This is a genomic window from Polaromonas sp. OV174, from assembly GCF_900112285.1.
GTDB lineage: Bacteria > Pseudomonadota > Gammaproteobacteria > Burkholderiales > Burkholderiaceae_C > Polaromonas.
Map to the genome: position 1 here is coordinate 55,468 of NZ_FOKZ01000008.1, position 21,983 is coordinate 77,450.

Annotated in this window: 28 protein-coding genes and 1 tRNA gene; 5 read left to right on the forward strand and 24 right to left on the reverse strand. The window is 58.4% G+C overall.

Annotation, left to right across the window (positions count from 1 at the left end; translation table 11 throughout):
• Positions 1-135: 135 nt before the first annotated feature.
• From BM160_RS09120 to BM160_RS09215, 20 genes are all read right to left on the reverse strand, one after another.
• Positions 136-876: a ParB N-terminal domain-containing protein gene (locus BM160_RS09120; RefSeq protein WP_092003853.1), complete on the reverse strand. Its 741-nt coding sequence runs from the start codon at positions 874-876 to the stop codon at positions 136-138.
• A gap of 278 nt (positions 877-1,154) precedes the next feature.
• Positions 1,155-1,231, reverse strand: a tRNA-Met gene (locus BM160_RS09125).
• A gap of 21 nt (positions 1,232-1,252) precedes the next feature.
• A complete protein-coding gene (rplQ, locus tag BM160_RS09130) occupies positions 1,253-1,648 on the reverse strand; it encodes a 50S ribosomal protein L17 (RefSeq protein WP_092003856.1) in 396 nt (131 codons plus the stop codon).
• 78 nt (positions 1,649-1,726) lie between these two features.
• Positions 1,727-2,713 (reverse strand): DNA-directed RNA polymerase subunit alpha, encoded by a 987-nt coding sequence (gene rpoA, locus BM160_RS09135; RefSeq protein WP_092003859.1) that lies wholly within the window; start codon positions 2,711-2,713, stop codon positions 1,727-1,729.
• Between the two features lie 96 nt (positions 2,714-2,809).
• Complete coding sequence (gene rpsD, locus BM160_RS09140) at positions 2,810-3,433, reverse strand: 30S ribosomal protein S4 (protein WP_092003862.1); 624 nt, start codon at positions 3,431-3,433, stop codon at positions 2,810-2,812.
• A 129-nt stretch (positions 3,434-3,562) separates the two neighbouring features.
• Positions 3,563-3,967, reverse strand: coding sequence for a 30S ribosomal protein S11 (gene rpsK, locus BM160_RS09145; RefSeq protein ID WP_092003865.1), 405 nt, complete (start codon positions 3,965-3,967; stop codon positions 3,563-3,565).
• 13 nt (positions 3,968-3,980) lie between these two features.
• Positions 3,981-4,346, reverse strand: a complete 366-nt coding sequence (gene rpsM, locus BM160_RS09150) for a 30S ribosomal protein S13 (RefSeq protein ID WP_092003868.1) — start codon at positions 4,344-4,346, stop codon at positions 3,981-3,983.
• A 25-nt stretch (positions 4,347-4,371) separates the two neighbouring features.
• Entirely contained in the window at positions 4,372-4,485 is a 114-nt protein-coding gene (gene rpmJ / locus BM160_RS09155) for a 50S ribosomal protein L36 (RefSeq protein ID WP_011481465.1), read from the reverse strand.
• Between the two features lie 85 nt (positions 4,486-4,570).
• The gene (gene secY / locus BM160_RS09160) at positions 4,571-5,878 is read right to left on the reverse strand and encodes a preprotein translocase subunit SecY (protein ID WP_092003871.1); all 1,308 of its coding nucleotides are present in this window, start codon (positions 5,876-5,878) and stop codon (positions 4,571-4,573) included.
• A gap of 19 nt (positions 5,879-5,897) precedes the next feature.
• A complete protein-coding gene (rplO, locus tag BM160_RS09165; RefSeq protein WP_092003874.1) occupies positions 5,898-6,329 on the reverse strand; it encodes a 50S ribosomal protein L15 in 432 nt (143 codons plus the stop codon).
• 13 nt (positions 6,330-6,342) lie between these two features.
• Positions 6,343-6,525: a 50S ribosomal protein L30 gene (rpmD, locus tag BM160_RS09170; RefSeq protein ID WP_092003877.1), complete on the reverse strand. Its 183-nt coding sequence runs from the start codon at positions 6,523-6,525 to the stop codon at positions 6,343-6,345.
• Between the two features lie 13 nt (positions 6,526-6,538).
• A complete protein-coding gene (gene rpsE, locus BM160_RS09175; protein WP_011799766.1) occupies positions 6,539-7,057 on the reverse strand; it encodes a 30S ribosomal protein S5 in 519 nt (172 codons plus the stop codon).
• A gap of 17 nt (positions 7,058-7,074) precedes the next feature.
• Complete coding sequence (gene rplR / locus BM160_RS09180; protein WP_092003880.1) at positions 7,075-7,440, reverse strand: 50S ribosomal protein L18; 366 nt, start codon at positions 7,438-7,440, stop codon at positions 7,075-7,077.
• 11 nt (positions 7,441-7,451) lie between these two features.
• Positions 7,452-7,985 (reverse strand): 50S ribosomal protein L6, encoded by a 534-nt coding sequence (gene rplF / locus BM160_RS09185; RefSeq protein WP_092003883.1) that lies wholly within the window; start codon positions 7,983-7,985, stop codon positions 7,452-7,454.
• Positions 7,986-8,009: 24 nt separating this feature from the next.
• The gene (gene rpsH / locus BM160_RS09190) at positions 8,010-8,405 is read right to left on the reverse strand and encodes a 30S ribosomal protein S8 (RefSeq protein ID WP_092003886.1); all 396 of its coding nucleotides are present in this window, start codon (positions 8,403-8,405) and stop codon (positions 8,010-8,012) included.
• Positions 8,406-8,423: 18 nt separating this feature from the next.
• Positions 8,424-8,729, reverse strand: coding sequence for a 30S ribosomal protein S14 (gene rpsN, locus BM160_RS09195; RefSeq protein ID WP_092003889.1), 306 nt, complete (start codon positions 8,727-8,729; stop codon positions 8,424-8,426).
• A gap of 8 nt (positions 8,730-8,737) precedes the next feature.
• Positions 8,738-9,277: a 50S ribosomal protein L5 gene (gene rplE, locus BM160_RS09200; protein WP_092003892.1), complete on the reverse strand. Its 540-nt coding sequence runs from the start codon at positions 9,275-9,277 to the stop codon at positions 8,738-8,740.
• A gap of 2 nt (positions 9,278-9,279) precedes the next feature.
• Positions 9,280-9,600, reverse strand: coding sequence for a 50S ribosomal protein L24 (rplX, locus tag BM160_RS09205; RefSeq protein WP_092003895.1), 321 nt, complete (start codon positions 9,598-9,600; stop codon positions 9,280-9,282).
• Positions 9,601-9,611: 11 nt separating this feature from the next.
• Complete coding sequence (gene rplN / locus BM160_RS09210) at positions 9,612-9,980, reverse strand: 50S ribosomal protein L14 (RefSeq protein ID WP_007869247.1); 369 nt, start codon at positions 9,978-9,980, stop codon at positions 9,612-9,614.
• Positions 9,981-10,343: 363 nt separating this feature from the next.
• Complete coding sequence (locus tag BM160_RS09215; protein WP_092003898.1) at positions 10,344-11,930, reverse strand: glycerol-3-phosphate dehydrogenase/oxidase; 1,587 nt, start codon at positions 11,928-11,930, stop codon at positions 10,344-10,346.
• Positions 11,931-12,064: 134 nt separating this feature from the next.
• Between BM160_RS09215 and BM160_RS09220 the strand changes: the two genes are divergently transcribed.
• The 4 genes from BM160_RS09220 to BM160_RS22570 all read left to right on the forward strand — a co-directional run bounded on the left by BM160_RS09220 (position 12,065) and on the right by BM160_RS22570 (position 15,778).
• Entirely contained in the window at positions 12,065-12,826 is a 762-nt protein-coding gene (locus tag BM160_RS09220) for a DeoR/GlpR family DNA-binding transcription regulator (protein WP_092003901.1), read from the forward strand.
• 34 nt (positions 12,827-12,860) lie between these two features.
• Entirely contained in the window at positions 12,861-14,363 is a 1,503-nt protein-coding gene (gene glpK, locus BM160_RS09225; protein ID WP_092003905.1) for a glycerol kinase GlpK, read from the forward strand.
• 89 nt (positions 14,364-14,452) lie between these two features.
• A complete protein-coding gene (proC, locus tag BM160_RS09230) occupies positions 14,453-15,289 on the forward strand; it encodes a pyrroline-5-carboxylate reductase (RefSeq protein ID WP_092003908.1) in 837 nt (278 codons plus the stop codon).
• Between the two features lie 255 nt (positions 15,290-15,544).
• Positions 15,545-15,778, forward strand: a complete 234-nt coding sequence (locus BM160_RS22570) for a hypothetical protein (RefSeq protein WP_092003911.1) — start codon at positions 15,545-15,547, stop codon at positions 15,776-15,778.
• A gap of 126 nt (positions 15,779-15,904) precedes the next feature.
• On the opposite strand, the gene ubiA is transcribed toward BM160_RS22570, so the two are convergent.
• The 3 genes from ubiA to BM160_RS09250 form a co-directional block, all read right to left on the reverse strand.
• Positions 15,905-16,774, reverse strand: a complete 870-nt coding sequence (gene ubiA / locus BM160_RS09240) for a 4-hydroxybenzoate octaprenyltransferase (protein ID WP_092003914.1) — start codon at positions 16,772-16,774, stop codon at positions 15,905-15,907.
• A gap of 38 nt (positions 16,775-16,812) precedes the next feature.
• Entirely contained in the window at positions 16,813-17,325 is a 513-nt protein-coding gene (locus BM160_RS09245; RefSeq protein WP_092003917.1) for a Dps family protein, read from the reverse strand.
• Between the two features lie 73 nt (positions 17,326-17,398).
• Entirely contained in the window at positions 17,399-18,376 is a 978-nt protein-coding gene (locus BM160_RS09250; RefSeq protein ID WP_092003921.1) for a hydrogen peroxide-inducible genes activator, read from the reverse strand.
• 247 nt (positions 18,377-18,623) lie between these two features.
• On the opposite strand from BM160_RS09250, the gene BM160_RS09255 reads away from it, so the two are divergent.
• Positions 18,624-19,754: a hypothetical protein gene (locus tag BM160_RS09255; RefSeq protein WP_092003924.1), complete on the forward strand. Its 1,131-nt coding sequence runs from the start codon at positions 18,624-18,626 to the stop codon at positions 19,752-19,754.
• Between the two features lie 57 nt (positions 19,755-19,811).
• Here BM160_RS09255 and recG read toward each other — a convergent pair whose 3' ends face one another.
• Positions 19,812-21,974, reverse strand: coding sequence for an ATP-dependent DNA helicase RecG (gene recG / locus BM160_RS09260; RefSeq protein ID WP_092003928.1), 2,163 nt, complete (start codon positions 21,972-21,974; stop codon positions 19,812-19,814).
• Between the last annotated feature and the right edge of the window lie 9 nt (positions 21,975-21,983).

Below are 21,983 nucleotides of genomic sequence, written 5' to 3' on the forward strand. Positions count from 1 at the left end.
CATGACGAAAATCTGGGCAGCGCGCACGCTCGTGAGGGCTCACCTTATCGATCAATCAACAAATGCGATGCTAGCAAGCCGTCTTGATGCAGGTATTCAGAAAGCCTGACCCAGGAATCGAACAGCCCAGAAAGATCAAGCGCCCAATGCAGTCAACTTCGCCTTGAGTGCGGCATTCTCCGCACTGAGCTGCGTGATGGTTTGCCTGAGCCTGGCCACCATCCCATCGGGTGATTCTGGTTCAGTTCTTTCAACCGCTTTGGCTTCACGCACCTGCCGAGCAGCCTGCTGCAATTCCTTTCTGCCGCCAGCCACAGCGGCGACCTGCGCCTCAACTGGCAAAGACGCGACAGTGGCCGCCGCATTGATTGAAATCGTGCCAGACTTTACCGCCGCCACGAGTTCAGGCGCTGCCGACTGCTGAATTTTTTCGATCTGGCTGATGGTATTGCTGCTGATTCGCGCTTGCTTGGCGATGGAGCCGCGGGAGACCTTGGACTCGGGCTCTACCACCTCTGGCGCCGACGTAGTCTCACTGACTTGCAGCTTTGCGCGCGAAGCCAGAATATCTTTTTTGCGCAAGGCCAGCACACCGCGCTGAAAATCAGACACGCTACGCCGCCCCAGGTGCTGCTCAATCATCCACAAATGCACGTCGTCCATGGAGCTGAACTGGCTACTCTGTACAACATTGAACGGAATGCCGTGCCTGCTGCAAATCTCATAACGGTTATGCCCGTCGACCAAAACTTCACCCCACAACACCAAGGCATCGCGACATCCCTCGGCCAAGAGACTTCGCTCAAGAGCAGCGCGCTCTTCGGGAGTCAGCGGATCAATGTAAGCAAGAAGTTCTTCGTTGACCGTAATATTCATGGATATGCAGACAATAGACAGAGAGGCACGAGGGATGCCTTCGGAAAGACGTTTTAAATCATTGATTTAAAACAATTTTTGATCAAAATGGCGTGAGTCGAAGGCGACTCGAGCGGTCTGGATATCGAAATCCATCCTCGACACTCAGAACTCACGACCGATTGATTGTTTTATTTTCAAGAGCGGAAAACAGACCTTGAATTGGCGAGTTCACCCCTGAAAGCAAAACGCCCACGTGAAGTGGGCGTTTTTTCTACCAACCTAGAAGGTTGGATTATTGGTTGCGCGGGCAAGATTTGAACTTACGACCTTTGGGTTATGAGCCCAACGAGCTACCAGGCTGCTCCACCGCGCGATATGTATTTATTATACTCTATTATTCAGCCACATTGGCCGAAGTTTCTTCAGAAACTTCAGGGCGATCAACCAACTCAACCAATGCCATAGGTGCATTGTCGCCAACGCGGAAACCCATTTTCAAAATACGGGTGTAGCCACCAGGACGAGCCTGGTAACGAGGACCCAATTCAGCAAACAGCTTAACCACCATGTCGCGATCGCGCAAACGGTCAAATGCCAGGCGTTTATTGGCCAAAGTAGGCGTTTTGCTGAGCGTGATCATCGGCTCAACCACACGGCGCAATTCCTTGGCCTTGGGCAGCGTGGTCTTGATGGCTTCATGCTTAAGCAATGAATTCATCATGTTGCGCAGCATGGCAAGGCGGTGCTCGCTAGTGCGGTTAAGTTTACGTAGTCCGTGTCCGTGTCGCATGGTAATTTCCTTTTTAATATTCGGGCAGCCGTATCAGGTACTGCCCGTGCGCCATCCATAAGATGGTCAATTTACAAATTAACGCTTGTCGAGGCCTGCAGGAGGCCAGCTTTCAAGACGCATTCCAAGTGTCAGCCCGCGTGAAGCCAAGACTTCCTTGATCTCATTAAGAGATTTCCGGCCCAAATTAGGCGTCTTCAGCAGTTCATTTTCGGTACGTTGGATCAGATCACCAATGTAATAAATGTTTTCTGCTTTCAGGCAGTTGGCCGAGCGCACGGTGAGCTCCAACTCATCGACCGGGCGCAGCAAAATCGGGTCAAACTGCTGGGAAACGGCATGCGGTTTATCGATGATGGCACCGACACCGCCTTCAAGCTGTGCAAACACAACAAGCTGTTCAACCAGAATTTTAGCCGATGCGCGGACAGCATCTTCAGCTGACACCGCACCATTGGTTTCGATCTCGAGTACCAGCTTGTCCAGGTCCGTACGTTGCTCAACACGGGCGCTTTCAACGATGTAGCTAACGCGCTTGACCGGCGAGAAAGACGCATCCAGAACAATGCGGCCAATCGACTTTGGCGACTCATCGCCATAGCGACGCAGGTTGCCAGGTACATAGCCGCGGCCATTCTCCACCTTGATCTGCATGTCGATCTTGCCGCCGTGCGACAGATTCATGATGACGTGATCAGGGTTGATGATTTCTACGTCATGCGGCGTCTGGATATCGGCAGCGGTCACAGGACCTTCACCATCCTTGCGCAAGCTCAAGGTGACTTCGTCGCGGTTATGCAACTTGAAGACCACGCCCTTGAGGTTCAACAAGATATTGACGACATCCTCTTGAACGCCATCAATGGAAGAATATTCGTGCAGAACGCCAGCGATGGTCACTTCGGTTGCAGCGTGACCCACCATCGATGACAGCAGTACACGGCGCAGCGCGTTACCCAGCGTATGGCCATAGCCACGCTCAAAAGGTTCCAGAGTCACCTTGGCACGATTGGCGCCAAGCTGCTCAACATTGATAGTTTTTGGTTTTAACAAATTAGTCTGCATGCAGTCTTCCTCTCAATACCCTCGGCTCGTTACACCGATAAGGCTGGCGAAGCACACCCTGGCGATACGTTGACCGTATCGCAGGAACGGGAAAAATTAACGTGAATACAACTCGACGATCAACGATTCGTTGATGTCAGCGGCAAATTCGTCACGATCAGGCACCTTCTTGAAGACGCCTTCGCCCTTATCAGAATTCACGTCCACCCAGGCAGGCAAGCCCACTTGTTTGGCCAGCTCGAGAGCTTCGGTAATACGGGTCTGCTTTTTCGACTTTTCGCGCACGGCAATGACGTCACCGGCCTTAACCATGTAAGACGGAATGTTGACCGACTGGCCATTCACCGTCATGGCTTTATGCGACACCAACTGGCGAGCTTCTGCACGCGTGGAGCCAAAGCCCATACGGTAAACCACATTGTCCAGGCGGGACTCCAGCACGGACAGTAAATTGGCGCCGGTGTTGCCTTTGCGACGGTCAGCTTCTTCGAAATAGCGGCGGAACTGCTTTTCGAGAACGCCATACATGCGCTTGACCTTCTGCTTTTCACGCAGCTGCAGACCGTAGTCGGACGTGCGGGTACCGGAGGTACGGCCGTGCTGACCAGGCTTGGAGTCAAATTTGGCTTTGTCGCTGATCGAGCGGCGAGCGCTTTTCAGGAAAAGATCGGTGCCTTCACGGCGGGAAAGTTTGGCCTTGGGGCCGAGGTAACGTGCCACTTGAATATCCTTGTGTCATCTGCTGCATTTACTGCAGGAGCCGCAGGTAGTAACCTGATGGCGGTGGGCTTGATAAAAATGCTGACGCCTGGCCGCCTGCAAAGCAAACGACCAGGCGCAACAATACAATTAAATGCGACGGCGTTTTTGAGGACGGCAGCCATTGTGCGGGACTGGGGTCACGTCGGCGATCGAATTGATTCGAATGCCCAACGCACCTAGTGCTCGTACAGATGACTCACGGCCTGGGCCGGGTCCCTTGATTTCTACATCAAGGTTTTTGATACCCTGCTCAATGGCAGCGCGACCGGCCACTTCCGAAGCAACCTGGGCGGCAAAAGGTGTCGACTTACGCGAACCTTTGAAACCCTGACCACCCGAAGACGCCCACGACAAGGCATTGCCTTGACGATCCGTAATCGTGATGATGGTGTTGTTGAAAGATGCGTGGACGTGGGCAATGCCATCGGCCACGTTCTTACGAACCTTTTTGCGAACGCGTTGTGCGGCGCTATTGTTTGCTGATTTTGCCATGACGACCTCTCAATTATTTCTTCAACGACGCAGCGGCTTTACGCGGACCCTTACGGGTACGAGCATTGGTCCGGGTGCGTTGACCACGCATGGGCAAGCCACGACGATGACGGAAACCGCGATAGCAGCCGATGTCCATCAAGCGCTTGATGTTCATCGTGGTTTCACGACGCAAATCGCCTTCAATGGTGAACAGAGCGATTTGATCACGGATTTTCTCCAGATCACCGTCAGTCAGATCTTTGATTTTCTTTGCGTAGTCAATCTCACAAGCTTCGCAGATTTTGCGAGCGCGAGTGCGACCAATGCCAAAGATTGCAGTCAAACCGATTTCGGCGTGCTTCTGCGGCGGAATATTGATACCAGCGATACGAGCCATGTGCGTCCTCTAAATCTCTTAAAAATCAGCCTTGGCGCTGTTTGTGACGTGGATCGGTACAGATCACGCGTACAACGCCCTTGCGACGGATGATTTTGCAGTTGCGGCAAATTTTCTTAACCGAAGCTGAAACTCTCATTTTATTCTCCTAAACTTTCAATCTGTGCTTACCCGGAACGGAACACACCATGTGCTCGCCTTAAATCGTCAGGTCAATCAAAACATCACGTCTTGAAGTTGGCCTTTTTCAGCAACGATTCATACTGCTGCGACATCATGTAATTCTGAACCTGGGCCATGAAGTCCATAGTGACCACAACAATAATCATCAACGACGTTCCACCGAAGTAAAACGGCACGTTGTATTTCAAAATCAAAAACTCAGGCAGCAAACACACGAAGGTGATGTAGACCGCTCCAGCCAGCGTCAAGCGAACCAGAATCTTGTCAATGTAACGAGCTGTCTGATCACCAGGACGAATTCCTGGGATGAAAGCTCCACTCTTTTTCAGGTTGTCGGCTGTTTCCCGGCTGTTAAACACCAACGCGGTGTAGAAGAAGCAGAAAAACACGATCGCGCTGGCATAGAGCATCACGTAGATGGGCTGACCGGGCGTCAAGGTGCTGGCGATATCCTTCAACCAGCGCATGCTTTCACCCGAGCTGAACCATCCAACCACCGTAGCAGGCAACAAAATAATGGACGAGGCGAAGATGGGAGGAATCACGCCTGCCATATTCAGCTTCAGCGGCAAGTGCGAAGACTGACCACCATATACCTTGTTACCCACCTGTCGACGGGCGTAATTCACAAGAATCTTGCGCTGACCGCGTTCAACAAACACCACAAAATAGGTCACCAACACAACAACGGCAACGATCACGATCGCAATGAGAATGCTCATGGCGCCAGTACGTACCAGCTCCAGCAAACCACCCAAAGCGCTTGGCAAGCCTGCAGCGATGCCTGCAAAAATCAGGATCGAAATGCCATTGCCCAAACCACGCTCGGTAATCTGCTCACCCAGCCACATCAAAAACATTGTTCCAGCCGTCAAACTGAACACAGCCGTCATTCTGAACCCGAAGCCGGGTACCAAAACCAGACCTGGCGAGCTCTCCAGCGCAACAGCAATACCCATGGATTGGAACAAGGCAAGTGCCAGTGTTCCATAGCGTGTGTACTGTGTAATCTTGCGCCGACCGCTTTCACCCTCTTTTTTCATCTGCTCGAATGTGGGAACCACATAGGTGAGCAGCTGCATGATGATGGAGGCCGAGATGTAAGGCATGATGCCCAAGGCAAACACCGTAAATCTCGACAATGCGCCACCTGAGAACATATTGAACAAGTTCAATATGCCGCCCTGCTGACCCTTGAACAGCTCCTTGAGCTGTCCTGGATCAATACCGGGAACAGGAATGTGCGCACCAACGCGGTAGACAACCAGCGCCAGTAGCAAGAACACAAGCCTGTTGCGCAAGTCACCGTACTTGCCGGTTTTTGCAATTTGAGCCGAGTTGGTTGCCACTGATTGGTCCCGTCAAGTATTAAGCAATGGAGCCGCCAGCGGCTTCAATAATGACCTTGGCAGCTGCCGTAGCAGAAATGCCATTCAGTTTGACTGCCTTGGTCAGCGTTCCGGTGTTGATGACCTTGACGTTTTTGGCGATCTGACCGACCAGGCCAGAAGTCTTCAACGTCAACAAATCAACTTCAGCCAGACCGAGCTGCTCCAAAGCCGTCAGAGTTACCTCGGCATTGAATTTCAGCAGATGCGACTTGAAGCCACGCTTTGGCAAGCGGCGCTGCATAGGCATCTGACCGCCTTCGAAGCCTACCTTGTGGTAGCCACCCGAACGCGATTTTTGACCCTTGTGGCCACGACCGGCCGTTTTACCCAAGCCAGAGCCGATGCCACGGCCAACACGCCGCTTGGCATGTTTGGCGCCCTGGCCTGGCTTGATAGTGTTCAATTCCATTTGAATCTCCCGCTCAGATAATCTTGACCAGATAACTGATCTTGTTGATCATGCCGCGCACTGCGGGCGTGTCCTGCAATTCGCTGACGCTATTGACGCCACGCAGGCCCAAACCACGCACAGTAGCGCGGTGTGATTCCTGGGTGCCAATCGGGCTGCGAACCAGTTGGACTTTTACTTTGGTTTCTTTGGTCATTTCACTGTCCGCCTTAGCCGAAGATTTCTTCGACTGATTTGCCGCGCTTGGCCGCGATATCGGAGGCCGTGGTGGAGTTTTTCAGTGCATCCATGGTGGCACGCACCATGTTGTAAGGGTTGCTCGAACCATGGCTCTTAGCCACGATATCGGTAATGCCCATCACTTCGAAAACTGCACGCATCGGACCGCCAGCAATGATGCCGGTACCCTTGGGAGCTGGCGCCATCATGACGTTGGCTGCACCGTGGTGACCGAATACATTGTGGTGAAGCGTGCCGTTCTTCAATGACACTTTGGTCATGTTGCGACGCGCTTCTTCCATTGCCTTTTGCACAGCTGCAGGCACTTCTTTCGACTTGCCCTTGCCCATGCCAACGCGACCATCACCGTCACCAACCACCGTGAGTGCGGCGAAACCGAGAATACGGCCGCCTTTCACCACTTTGGTCACGCGGTTGATCGCGATCATCTTTTCCTTCAGACCATCGTCTGGAGCGTCGTTTTGCGATTTAGCTTGAAACTTAGCCATACTTAATTCCAGTCTGCTTAGAACTGCAAACCAGCTTCGCGAGCCGCATCAGCCAGCGCTTTAACGCGGCCATGGTACGCAAAACCGGCGCGATCAAACGCCACTTTTTCTACACCTGCTGCTTTTGCCTTTTCAGCAATACGCTTGCCAATGGCTTGCGCAGCAGCAACATTTCCACCCTTGCCAGCGCCGCCGATTTCCTTGCGCACTTCCACTTCAGCAGTGGATGCAGCAGCCAGAACTTTGGAGCCGTCGCCAGAAATAACACTGGCGTAAATATGCAGATTGGTGCGATTCACGGACAAACGCGCCACGCCTTGATTGGCAATGCGGATGCGGGTCTGGCGTGAACGACGAAGGCGCTGCTCTTTTTTGGTCAACATGTTGCAGCTCCTTATTTCTTCTTGGTTTCTTTGATCGTGATCTTCTCATCCGCATAACGGATGCCCTTGCCCTTGTAAGGCTCGGGAGGACGAACAGCACGAACTTCAGCAGCGATCTGGCCAACGCGCTGGCGGTCAGAACCCTTGATCACCACTTCAGTGGGCGTGGGGGTTGCGACGGTAATGCCTGCGGGCATGTCCATGATCACGGGGTGCGAATAACCGACCGTGAGGTTCAGCTTGGCGCCTTGCGCCTGAGCCTTGTAACCCACACCGATCAGGCTGAGCTTCTTTTCGAAGCCCTTGGTAACACCCGTCACCATGTTGTTCACGAGCTGACGCATGGTGCCGCTCATGGCATTGGCTTCACGCGAGTCGTTGGCAGGTGCAAAGGTCAGCTTGCCGTCATCGTTCTTGATGGTGACAAGTGCGTTCTGCGCCTGTGCCAAGGTGCCCAGAGCACCCTTGACATTAATTTGGTCGTCTTTAATGGCCACATCCACACCCTGAGGTATGGCGACCGGCATTTTTGCTACACGAGACATTTCAGTTACTCCTCAATGCCGCCGTTAGGCCACGTAGCACAGCACTTCACCACCGGTACCGGTAGCGCGCGCCTTGCGATCAGTCATGACACCCTGGGGCGTCGTAACAATTGCCACACCAAGGCCATTCATGACCTGGGGAATGGCACCATGACCTTTGTAAACACGCAGGCCCGGGCGGCTGACGCGCTCAATGCGCTCAATCACGGGGCGACCTGCGTAGTACTTCAGGGCGATTTCCAGTTGGGGCTTGCCATCGTTAGCCTTGACGGAGAAGCCATCGATATAGCCCTCATCCTTCAAAACCTGTGCAATAGCAACTTTGACTTTCGAAGACGGCACCTGCACAACGGCTTTTTCAACCATTTGCGCATTGCGGATGCGAGTCAACATGTCGGCGATAGGATCACTCATACTCATTTGCGGTTCTCCTATTGCTTACCAGCTTGCCTTGGTGATACCAGGGATATCACCAGCAAAAGCCAACTCACGAATCTTGGCGCGAGCCAAGCCGAATTGACGGAACGTGCCACGCGGACGACCCGTGATCGCGCAGCGGTTGCGCTGACGTGTCGGGTTTGCGTTGCGGGGCAACTTTTGCAACTCAAGGCGAGCCAGAGCGCGCTCATCATCGGTGCGTTTGAAATCGTTGGCGGTTGCCTTGAGTTCAGCGTATTTCTTGGCGAACTTGGCGGCGAGCTTGTCGCGCTTCAGTTCACGTTGCAGTAATGCTTGTTTTGCCATATCCCGCCTCAGTTCTTGAACGGAAAACGGAAGGCGGTGAGGAGCGCTTTGCACTCTTCATCGGTCTTTGCCGTTGTAGTAATGCTGATATTGAGACCACGCAAGGCATCAACCTTGTCGTACTCAATTTCAGGGAAAATAATTTGTTCTTTAACGCCGATGTTGTAGTTGCCACGGCCGTCAAAGGCGCGACCAGAAATACCACGGAAGTCACGAACGCGGGGCAAAGCCACGGTCACGAAACGATCGAGGAATTCATACATCTGGACGCCGCGCAGGGTCACCATGCAACCGATTGGCAAGTCTTCGCGGATTTTGAAACCAGCGATAGCTTTCTTGGCCTTGGTCACAACAGGCTTCTGGCCAGCAATCTTGGCCATGTCGCCAACGGCGTTGTCCATGACCTTCTTGTCTGCAACCGCCTCGCTCACACCCATATTGAGCGTGATCTTGGTGATGCGTGGCACCTGCATAGGCGTCGTGTAGCCGAATTTTTCAATCAGGGCAGGTGCGATTTTTTCGCGGTATTGATCTTGCAAGCGTGCCATTTTTATGCAGCCTTAATTTCTTCGCCGCTGGACTTGAAGACGCGCACTTTTTTGCCGTCAGCCAACAACTTGATCCCAACGCGATCCGCCTTGCCCGAAGCAGCATTGAAAATTGCTACGTTGGACTGGTGAATCGGCATGCTCTTTTCAACGATGCCACCGGTGGTGCCCTTGAGCGGATTTGGCTTGGTGTGTTTCTTCACCAGGTTGATTCCGTCAACCAGCACATGGCTGTCATCGACGCGCAACGAGATCGTTCCGCGCTTACCCTTGTCGCGACCCGTGATCACGATGATCTCGTCGCCTTTGCGAATCTTGTTCATTGCCTCTGCCCTTACAGAACTTCAGGAGCCAAAGACACGATCTTCATGAACTTTTCAGTGCGCAGCTCGCGCGTCACTGGTCCGAAGATGCGGGTGCCGATTGGCTCCAGCTTGGCGTTAAGCAGCACTGCTGCGTTGCCGTCGAATTTGACGAGCGAGCCATCGCCACGGCGGATGCCCTTGGCGGTGCGAACGACCACAGCACTGTAAACCTCGCCTTTTTTGACGCGGCCACGTGGAGCGGCTTCTTTGATGCTCACCTTGATGACATCACCAACGCTGGCGTACCGGCGCTTGGATCCGCCCAGCACCTTGATGCACATCACGGATTTAGCACCCGTGTTGTCAGCAACATCGAGTTTGGATTGCGTTTGAATCATTTAAATTTAGTCCCAACTTGCACCAGCCATAGGCAGCCCGCTTATCGCAAACCACCAGCCAATCAGTCTTGGGCCCGTCGTCCACACCGCAAACCACTTGCAATGCTTCCAATTGGGCTATTAAGTCAGAATTCTCCGCCTTTTAGAGCGAAGCCCACAATTATGTCGGAATCAAATACCACTGTCAACAGGCCTTCGTGCAAATAAGCCCAGAAGAATTCGAAACAATCTGCAAACAGATTCACACTGCAACAAGGCCGTAGCGGCACGGTGGATCAAACACCAGCACGAAATACGGCTCTAGCCCAATAAGGACGGCCGCTGTTAGCTATCAAAATGAGTATTGCGGCTTGACTTTCAAGCTCAGGCCGGCCAGGCAAGGTATTGCTCGCACAAGGCCAAAAATGCCTCCAGTTGCGGATCCACGCCAGTTTCCTGCTGCAACAGCACAGCCACCTCGGTCGCCATGGAGCGGGCCAGCGCCGCATCCAGGAACAACAGACGGGAGCGGCGCGCCAGCACGTCCTCGACACAACGCGCGTACTCGTAGCGGGCGGCGAAGCGCACCATGGCCTCGCTCAAGCCGCCGCCCAGCATGCGCTCCGCGCCCGGCAGGCCCTGCACCGCCGCCGCCTCGCTGCCATATAGATGCAGCCCGGGCGTATCGCTGATCTTGTGGGTCGATTCCTGGGCTCCCACCAACTTCAGCTGCGAGGTCACGGCCCCGCCGCGTGTCGGCAGCAGGTCGGCGGCAAAGCATTTGTCCAGCACGTCTTCGGCCATGGCTCTATAAGTGGTCCATTTGCCACCCGTCACCGTGACCAGGCCACTTTGGCTCACCAGCACGGTGTGTTCGCGCGACAGCGCCTGGGTGTTGCCGGCATCGTCCTCGGGCGGCTTGACCAGTGGCCGCAGCCCGACCCAGATGCTTTTGATATCGGCCCGGCCGGGCGCACGACTCAGGTAACGGGCCGACTCACGCAGAATGAAATCGACCTCCTCCTTGAAGGGCAGCGGCTCCCGGGCCAGGTCGTGGCGCGGCGTGTCGGTGGTGCCGAGAATGATCTTGCCCAGCCAGGGCACGGCAAACAACACCCGGCCATCCGCCGTCTTGGGGATCAGCATGGCATGGTCGGTCGGCAAAAACTCGCGGTCCACCACGATATGCACGCCCTGGCTGGGCGCCACCATGGGCTTGGCCGTGCGTCCTATGGCCTGGCCGTCCTGCAGGCGCAATTGATCCACCCAGACGCCGGTCGCATTCACCACGCAACGCGCCCTCAGCTCAAACTGCCTGCCCGTTTCCTGGTCTCGCGCATGAAAACCCACCAGCTTGCCGTCTTCGTGGATCAGGCCGGTCGCCGCACAGTAATTCACCAGCAGCGCGCCCTGACGTGCTGCGCTGCGGGCCAGCGCCAGCGCCAGCCTCGCATCGTCAAACTGGCCATCCCAGTACTTGACGCCGCCCTTGAGGCCTTGCGATTGAACGGTGGGCAAGCAGCCCTGGGTTTCCTGCCGGTTCAAAAATTCCGTGCTCCCCAGCCCGGCCTGACCGGCCAGGGCGTCATACATCTTGAGCCCCACGCCATAAAAAGGCGCTTCCCAGAACTTGTAGGAAGGCATCACAAAGGGCAGCGGCTGCGCCAGGTGCGGCGCATTGGCCAGCAGCGTGCTGCGCTCGCGCAAGGCCTCGCGCACCAGGGAGATATTGCCCTGGGCCAGATAGCGCACGCCGCCATGCACCAGCTTGGTGGCGCGCGACGAAGTGCCCTTGGCAAAGTCATGCGATTCGACCAGCACCACGGAAAAGCCGCGTGCGGCGGCGTCCAGCGCCACCCCCAAGCCGGTAGCGCCGCCGCCAATGACGGCAAGATCGTATTGCCGCTGCGCGGCAAGCCGCTCCATCAGGGCTTGACGTTGCGTCGCTGCGGGCAAGGATTCTGTGCTCATAGGGGTTTCTGGATAGCCAAAAGTTTCGTATTCGTTCTATTTTCTTCGTTTATGATCGTTTTGTCTAATTTTGACGACCAACAGATTCCTTTTGTTTCGGTGTAGAGTTCATCACCCTTTTTCATCTCATCCCCGTGAGCTCCAATCCCAGGCAACTCAAGCTTCTTGACCTCGTGCGCGGCCAGGGCTCGGCCTCGGTCGAACAGCTCGCCGAGCAGCTGGCGGTCACCCTGCAAACCGTGCGGCGCGACGTGCAGCGCCTGGCCGACGCCGGCTTGCTGACGCGTTTTCATGGTGGCGTGCGGGTGCCCAGCTCGACGGTGGAAAACCTGGCGCATCAGCAGCGCGAAAGCCTCAATGCCGAGGGCAAGGCACGCATTGCCCGGGCCGTGGCCCAGCGCGTGCCCAACAACTGCTCCCTCATCCTCAATATAGGCACCACCACCGAGGCCGTGGCCAAGGCCTTGCTGCAGCACCAGGGCTTGCGCGTCATCACCAACAACCTGAACGTGGCAGCCATCCTGTGCGGCAACACCGACTGCGAAGTCATCGTTGCCGGCGGCGTGGTGCGCGCGCGCGACCGCGGCATTGTGGGCGAGGCGGCGGTGGATTTCATGCGCCAGTTCCGGGTCGACATTGCGGTCATAGGCATTTCCGGCATAGAAGCCGACGGCACGCTGCGCGACTTTGACTACCGCGAGGTCAAGGTGGCGCAGACCATCATCGAGCACGCCAGAGAAGTCTGGCTGGCCGCCGACAGCAGCAAATTCAACCGTCCGGCCATGGTCGAGTTGGCCCGCTTGTCGCAGATAGACCGGCTGTTCACCGACCAGGCGCCGCCCCAGCCCTTTCCCGGCTTGCTGGAAGAAGCCAACGTCAGTTGCGAGATAGCCTGATCCGCCCGCGCCCCAACCTCATCCCCCACACCCCATGACCTATCTGCTCGCCCTCGACCAAGGCACCTCCAGCTCCCGCAGCATTGTGTTTGACCAACTGGGCCGCATCGTGGCCTCGGCCCAGCAGGAGCTGCCCCAGATCTACCCCAAGCCGGGCTGGGTCGAGCACGATCCCATGGAAATCTGGCGCGGCCAGCTGGCCACCGCCCGACAAGCACTGGAAAAAGCCGGCCAGCAAGGCATCAAGCCCCAAGACATACGCGCACTGGGCATCACCAACCAGCGCGAAACCACGGTGGTCTGGAACCGCAAAACCGGCCTGCCGATTCACCACGCCATCGTCTGGCAGGACAGGCGCGCCGAAGCCCACTGCGCACAACTGCGCGAGCAGGGCAAGGAAGCGCTGATCCAGTCCAAGACCGGGCTGCTGATTGATGCCTATTTTTCCGGCACCAAGCTCAAATGGCTGCTAGACCATGTACCAGGCGCGCGCGCCCAGGCCGAGCGCGGTGAACTGGCCTTTGGCACCATAGACAGCTGGCTGATGTGGCAGCTCACGGGTGGCGCCGTCCACGCGACCGACGTCAGCAATGCCTCGCGCACCCTGCTCTTCAATGTGCACAGCAACCAGTGGGACAGCGAGCTGATGGAGCTGCTGGACATCCCGGCCGCGCTGATGCCAAAAGTCTTGCCCTCCAGCGCGCACTATGGCGAAGTTCGCCCCGAGTGGCTGGGCCATGCCATCGCCATAGGCGGCGTTGCCGGCGACCAGCAAAGCGCCCTCTTCGGCCAGGCCTGTTTCAAGGCCGGCATGGCGAAAAACACCTATGGCACCGGCTGCTTCACGCTAATGCACACCGGCAGCCAGTTCCAGACCTCGCGCAACGGCCTGCTCACCACCAGCGCGGCACAGACCACGGCGCAGACCGAATTTGCCATTGAAGGCAGCGTGTTTGTCGGCGGCGCCGTGGTGCAGTGGTTGCGCGACGGCCTGCACGCCATCAAAAGCAGCACCGAGGTACAGGCCCTGGCGCAAAGCGTGCCCGATTCGGGCGGCGTGATGATGGTGCCGGCCTTTACCGGCCTGGGCGCGCCCTACTGGAACGCCGACGCCCGCGGCACCATCACCGGACTGACGCGCGGCACCACCGTGGCCCATATTGCGCGCGCCGCCCTGGAAAGCATTGCCTACCAAAGCGCGGCCCTGCTGCAGGCCATGAGCCGCGATGCGGTAGGCGCCGGCGCGGCGCCGGTGGCCGAGCTGCGCGTCGACGGCGGTGCCTGCGTCAACGACTTGCTGATGCAGTTCCAGGCCGACCTGCTGGGCATTCCGGTGCTGCGCCCGGCCGTCACAGAAACCACCGCCCTGGGTGCGGCCTACCTGGCGGGCCTGTCCTGCGGCGTCTACCGCAACACCGACGAGCTGTCGGTCCTGTGGCGCGCCGAGCGCACCTTTTTGCCAACCCTCAGCAGCGAGCGCGCCGCCGCCCTGATGGCGCAATGGGAGCATGCCGTGCGGCAGACCGTGGCGGTTTAGCGACCAACGACTACCCACCCGCGCTTGGACGACAATCCGCCATCGGGTGGCTGCGTTTCAAGCCGCCATTTTTAGCGAGCACCCAAGCCATGAGCATGCAAACCTCCAGCAGCAACCAACATATCGCCTTCATAGGCGGCGGCAACATGGCCAGCGCCATCATTGGCGGCCTGCGCCAGCGCGGTTTGGCCGCCAGCCAGATCCAGGTGGTAGAGCCTTTTACCGAGCAGGCCGCCAGGCTGAGGCAGCAATTTGAAGTGACGGTCAGCGCCAGCCCCGAGGCTTCGCTGGCGCGTGCGACGCTGGTGGTCTGGGCCGTCAAGCCCCAGACTTTTAAAGAGGCGGCAGCGCAAGTCAGCCCCCACACCGCCACCGCCCTGCACCTCAGCGTGGCCGCCGGCATACGCTCGGACAGCATTGCCGCCTGGCTGGGCAGCGAGCGCGTGGTGCGCGCCATGCCCAACACGCCGGCGCTGATCGGCAAGGGCATGAGCGCCCTCTTCGCCCGCCCGGCCGCCAGCGCCGCCGACCGACTGGCGGTAGAACAGGTGATACAGACCACCGGCGAATTTTTGTGGCTGGAGCAAGAGGAGCAACTGGACGCCGTGACCGCACTGTCGGGTTCGGGTCCGGCCTATGTGTTTTATTTCATCGAGGCCATGATCCAGGCCGGCAGCGACATGGGCTTGAGCCGCGCCCAGGCGCAGCAGTTGGCCGTCGCCACCTTTGTCGGCGCGTCGGCGCTGGCGCAAGACTCCGACGAGCCGCCCGAAACCCTGCGCGCCCGCGTCACCTCCAAGGGCGGCACCACTTACGCCGCGCTCAGCGCCATGGAGCAAGACGGCGTCAAAGAGCAATTCATGCGCGCCATGCAGGCGGCCCGGCAACGCGCCCGCGAGCTGGGTGATGAATTTGGTTCAAACTGAAAGGTTTGGGCATCAAAACCGGCTCCAGCGCTTATGCAACGGCCGCTAGCTGCTACACATTAAATAGCAAACCAGCGGCTTGCGGCGGCCCCACCGAACCCACGCCAGATAAATTGCAAGATGTCGGCCAGATCCGTCAACCGGCCGCAGCACCGGGGCGTTAACTCTTCACGAACATGCCGCTGGTCACCAAGTCTCCCGGCCCACGGCCCGGCAGCATGTGCGTAAGTACTGTCCTAACCTTCGGAGCTCACTATGAAGAAAATTCTGTCCATCCTCGCCAGTGCCGCCGTACTCGCCATGCCTTTGGCCCTGATCTCCGCACCGGCCGCCGCCCAGACCAGCGCTCCAGCCGCAGCACCTGCTGCCGCTCCCGCCGCTGCACCGGCTGCCGCTGAAAAAGCCGCACCAGTCAAGGCCAAAGCCAAGACCAAGCACAAAGCCAAACACAAGGCCAAGGCCAAACCAGCCGCCAAGAAAGCCGTCTGAGACGAGCCAGGACACGGCGCTGAGGGCCAGCCCCTCGGCCCGGCTTGAAAAAACCCGCCAAGTGCGGGTTTTTTATGGCCGCCTGTCTAAGCAGGCCGGCAGCGCTCGACTCAGCCGTGCCGACCTTCAGCGCCCCCAGTAAGACAGAGCCACGCCGGCAAACAGCGTGAAGCCCAGCCAGTGATTGAGGCGAAAAGCCTTGAAGCAATCATCGCGCTGGCGTTTGCGTATCAGCCAGCCATGGCCCAGCGCCTGCAACAAGGCTAGGCCGATTGCTACCAAATAAATAGCTGATTGCACAATACCCACAAGGGCCAGAGCCCATATAGACAGAAAAATCAGATAAAACAGCATGATGGCGGCGACATCGAAGCGCCCCAGCGTGATGGCCGAGGTCTTCATGCCGATTTTCAAGTCGTCGTCGCGATCGACCATGGCGTATTCGGTGTCGTAGGCAATCACCCAGAACAGATTACCCAGCAGCAGGACCCAGGCCAGCAGCGGCACGCGCGACTGCACGGCGGCAAAGGCCATGGGAATGCCAAAGCTGAAGGCCACGCCCAGCACCGCCTGCGGCATGGACACATAGCGCTTGGCATAGGGGTAGACCAGCGTCACCGCCAGCGCGGCGAAGGACCAGGCGATGGTGACGGCATTGGTGGTGAGTACCAGGCCAAAGGCCAGCAAGGCCAGCACCGCGCCCACCAGCAGCGCCTCCTGACTGGAAAGCGCGCCACTGGTCACCGGCCGCTGCGCCGTGCGCTTCACATGCCTATCGAAATCGCGGTCAGCCACATCGTTGAGGCAACAGCCGGCGCTGCGCATCAAAAACGTTCCCAGCGTGAACACCGTCAACAAATGCCAGCCCGGAAAGCCGTGCGCCGCCACCCAGAGGGCGGACCAGGTCGGCCAGAGCAGCAGTAGCCAGCCAGCCGGCCGGTTCCAACGTATCAATTGCAGGTAAAGGGAAAGTTTGCTGGGGCGGCTGGCTGTCATCTTGAAAATCAGGGACCTGGGGTAAAAAGTAAGAGGGCTTATTCCTCGAGCAGGGAGCGCAGCATCCAGGCGGTCTGCTCATGCACCGTCAGGCGCTGGGTCAGCAGATCGGCCGTGGGCTCGTCACTGGCCTTGTCGGCGATGGGGAACAGTTCGCGGGCGGTGCGCGCCACGGCCTCGTGGCCCTGTACCAGGATGCGCACCATTTCCAGCGCCTTGGGCGGCGTGCCCGGCGCGTCCGGCAGCGAGGTCAGCTTGCCGAACTGCGCGTAAGAGCCGGGTGCGGGATGGCCCAGCGAGCGTATGCGTTCTGCCACCGGGTCTACCGCGGCCCACAGCTCGGTGTACTGCGTCATGAACATCTGGTGCAGGGTGTTGAACATGGGCCCCGTCACATTCCAGTGAAAGTTGTGCGTCGTCAGGTACAGCGTATAGGTGTCGGCCAACAGCCGGCTCAGACCTTTGGCAATCGCTGCACGGTCTTTTTCACTGATGCCGATGTTGATGGCAGGAGAGGCTTGGAGCGCTTTTTTGGCAGAAGTTTTGGCCATGGGTTTTCCTTTTAAAAACAAGGGGACGGGAAACATCGGTTGACAAAGTCGCCGGGCCAAGCGCTCGACTGGCTCAGGACAGACGCGTGACGCCGGGCAGCTCGCAAGCATAAATAGCATTGCGCAGCGCGGCAATCGCCTCGTAGCGCGTGAAGCTGCGGCGCCAGGCCAGCACCACGCGCCGGCTCGGCACATGGCCCTTGAAGGGCAGGTATTTGATGAAAGAAGCGGCTTCCGGCGCCACACTGCCCTGGCCGCCTTTTTTCACGCTGGCCTGCTCGGCCAGGGCTTCCTTGGGCACGCCCAGGCGCGGCACCAGGGTGATGCCCATGCCGGCCGCCACCATGTGCTTGATGGTCTCCAGCGACGAGCCCTCAAAACTCTTACGAATGCCGTCGGCACTGCTGGAGAAACGCGCGAACTCGGGGCACACCTCCAATACATGGTCACGAAAGCAATGGCCGGTGCCCAGCAGCAGCATGGTTTCCTTTTTCAGCGTTTCGGCCGTGACGCTGCGGCTGGCCGCCAGCGGGTGGCCGCTAGGCACGGCGGCCATGAAGGGCTCGTCGTAAAGCGGCGCTATCGCCAGATTGGTATCGGGAAAGGGCTCGGCCAGGATGGCGCAATCGATCTCGCCGGTGCGCAGCTCTTCCAACAGCTTGACGGTGAAGTTTTCCTGCAGCATCAGCGGCATTTGCGGCGTGTGCGCAATGGTCTGGCGCACCAGGTCGGGCAGCAGGTAGGGGCCTATGGTGTAGATCACGCCCAGGCGCAAGGCACCGGCCAGCGGGTCTTTGCCGCGCTTGGCGATTTCGCGGATATTGTCGGCCTGCTCCAGCACGCTTTGCGCCTGGCGCACGATTTCCTCGCCCAGCGGCGTCACCGTGATTTCATTGGCATTGCGCTCGAACAGCTTGACCTGCAGTTCTTCTTCGAGCTTCTTGATGGCGACGCTGAGCGTGGGCTGCGACACATGGCAGGCTTCCGCACCCTTGCCAAAATGCTTTTCGCGAGCCACGGCCACGATGTATTTGAGTTCGGTCAGCGTCATGGGGTGATTGTGCAGCTTTTCAAGGGGCAACTGAAGGCAACAACGCCCGGACTTTCTACAACTCACCCTTTCCATCCAGCATGCGCGAAGACTGCTGATAAGCCAGCCGAGACGCTGCGGCGCAGCATTTGAAGGGTCGACAATGTAGAGTGGGGGTTTTGAAGACCCCCCTCATTCATTCATTCATCCCTGAAGCATCTCGGCATGCTGCCATGCCCTCCCAAAGCAGCCCATTTCCGAATTCAAAATGAATCTACCTGTCGACGATTACTTGCATAGGTATCTGGGCAAGCTTGCTTGGCTGGGCAGGGGGCTAACAGCACTGTTTTTATCGGGCTGCGTCATGACAGCATTTCTGTCTCACTGGAGCCTACTTGATGGCGCTCCGCGCAACAGCCTGCAGCTCTACCTGGATAACCAGGCGCACAGACCGTTTGCCTACCGCATGCTTGCGCCGGCCTTGCTTCGCACCGCAGATACTGCGCTACCGGCATCCATACAAGGCTTTTTAGCCGATCAGATCGCACCAGAGTTTCGCAGAAACTATGTCGAACCCTTGATGGCGCAATACGAAGTGATGCTACCGGGCATAACCGCGCGGGCTGATCTGGACTGGGAGCATGCAAGCTACCGGCGCAGCTATGTACTGATGGTGATGCTCATGTTCGGTTCATTTGCCGGCGCCATGCTGCTGCTCAGACGAGCCGCGCGCACGCTGGGAGCGAACGCCGCTTGCGCTGATGCGGTCATGCTGCTGTATGCAGTGATTGTGCCGACGATGTTTTTGAACGGAGGCTACTTTTACGACTTCATCGAGCAACTTTGTGCTGCTGCGCTCATTGCTTGCGTACTTGAAGCGCGTTGGGTCCTTGCATTGGCAACGCTGCTACTCATGCAAGCCAACAAAGAAACCGCCTTTTTGATGGTTTTTTTTCTTGCGCCCCATCTCTGGCACACCATGCGATGGCGAATGCTGCCAAGAGTTTTATTGGCGCTGTCGTGTTGCCTAATTATGTTGTGGTGGTCGCGATGGGCTTACGCCCATCTCCCCGGACAACCCACTGAATGGCACCTCAAGGAAAATCTCTTGTTCTGGTCACGCGCATCGTCGTGGAGCTTGACCGAGGACTTTCATTCTTTAGGCATTGCGCTGCCGCGCATGACGTACCTCTTTTTTGCCTCAGCGGTGTTGGCATGGAGCTGGAAGAAAGGAGCCACGCCCATGGTGCTAGGCGCCAGTTTGGCATTTCTTGTCCTTGCCGCGCTGCTGATGACCATGGGCTATCAGGATGAATTTCGCAATCTTTCGCTCGCTACGCCGCTCTTGGTACTGCTTGTGGGCGAACAGCTAGCCAGAGCAAGGCCCCAAGTTGCTTGAGCCCATATCTTGCCAAGCAGCGCAAAAGATATGGATAAATTCAATGCCGCCCGCAACTCAAGCCTTCAGGTATTCAGCCTTCCCCCCCAGCCACCGCAATATATGCCGCTGCGCCAACCCGGCATACTGATCCAGCATCACCGGCGCCACCTCGCGCGCCCAGGCCAGCAGTTCGGCATCGGTCGTCAAATCAGCAAAACGCAGCAAGGCCGCACCCGACTGCCGCGCCCCCAAAAACTCGCCCGGCCCGCGTATCTCCAGATCACGCCGAGCTATTTCAAAACCGTCATTGGTCTCGGCCATGGCCTTGAGCCGGGCTCGCGCCGTCTGGCCCAGGCGCGGCGCGTCGCCGGTGGAATACAGCAGCACGCAGGCCGAAGCCGCCGCGCCGCGACCAACCCGGCCGCGCAGCTGGTGCAGCTGGGAGAGGCCGAAGCGCTCGGCATGCTCTATCACCATCAGCGAAGCATTGGGCACATCCACGCCGACCTCGATCACGGTAGTGCTAACCAGCACCCCCATCAGGCCTTCGGTGAACAAGGCCATGACGGCTTTTTTCTCGGCTGGGGGCATGCGCGAATGCAACAGGCCGACCAGCACGCCGGGCAGCGCCGCGCTCAGGTCGGCGTGGGTCTGGGTGGCGTTGACCAGGTCTATCGATTCGCTTTCTTCAATCAGCGGGCAGACCCAGTAAATCTGCCGGCCCTCGGCGATCTGCCCCTGGATGCGGCCTATCACTTCGTCGCGCCGCGCGTCGTTCACCACCTTGGTGACTATGGGCGTGCGCCCCGGCGGCAACTCGTCCAGGGTGGAGACATCAAGGTCGGCGTAATAACTCATGGCCAGGGTGCGCGGAATCGGCGTGGCGGTCATCATCAAGAGATGCGGCTCCTGGCCGTCGTCTGTCATCTTGCTGCGCAGCGCCAGGCGCTGGGCCACGCCAAAACGGTGCTGCTCGTCGATGATGGCCAGCGCCAGATTCTTGAAGACCACCTTGTCCTGGATCACCGCATGCGTGCCTATCACCAGGCCGGCCTCGCCGCTGGCGATCAGCGCCAGCATCTCGCGCCGCTCCTTGGTTTTCTGGCCGCCGGTCAGCCAGGCGGTCTTGATGCCCAAGGGCTCCAGCCAGCCTATCAGCTTGCGGAAATGCTGCTCGGCCAGGATTTCGGTGGGCGCCATCAGCGCGCACTGCCAGCCGGCGTCCATGCAGCGCGCCGCCGCCAACGCCGCCACCACGGTCTTGCCGGCGCCCACATCGCCCTGCAGCAGGCGGTGCATGGGCAGGTTTTTTTTCAGGTCGGCTTCAATTTCCACGCCCACCCGCTGCTGGGCCGCCGTCAGGCTAAAGGGCAGGCGCTCCAGCAATTGGGCTTGCAGGCTGGGCTGACCGCCTGCGCGCGACTGGCCATTGAGGGCCGGCGCGCGCATGGCGGCGCGTATGCGCCTGGCCTGCAACTGGGACAGTTGCTGCGCCAGCAACTCCTCGGCCTTGAGCCGCTGCCAGGCCGGATGGCTGCGGTCCTCCAGCGCGGCCAGCGCCACATCTGGCCTGGGGTGATGCAAAAACTGTAGCGCCTCTCGCAGACTGGATAAGGGCTGCAGCCTCATTTGGCTTAAAAATGGCGCTGGAATGGTTTCGCTGAGGTCGGCCCGGGCCAGACCGCCCAGCACCGCCTTGCGCAAATAGGCCTGGGGCAGGCCGGCCACCGTGGAATAGACCGGCGTCAGCGCGCCCGGCAGTTCGCCGCCGGCCAGCTTGAAGCTGGGATGCACCATCTCGCGCCCGACAAAACCGCCGCGAATCTCGCCGCGCACCCGCACCTGGGCGCCCACGCTCAGCGTTTTCTGGTGTGAAGGGTAGAAGTTGAGGAAGCGCAGCACGCAGCTGTCGGTGCCGTCGTCCACCGTGACGCGCAGCTGGCGGCGCGGCCGCAGGCTGATCTCGCTGTGCGTCACCTGGCCTTCAAACTGCACCAGCTCGCCGTCGCGCACATCAATCAGCCGCTGGATGCGGGTCTCGTCCTCGTAACGCAGGGGCAAGTGCAGGGCCAGGTCGATGTCGCGGCGCAGCCCCAGTTTCTCCAGCGCCTTTTGCGCCGGCGATTTGGCCGGGCTTTTAGCCGGAGCTTTGGCCGGACCGGCCATGGGCGCGGCCCTGCCCTCAGCCATGGACTCGGGCATGGCAGCATGACTGGCAAAAGCACCGGGTGGCGACATGGGACAATT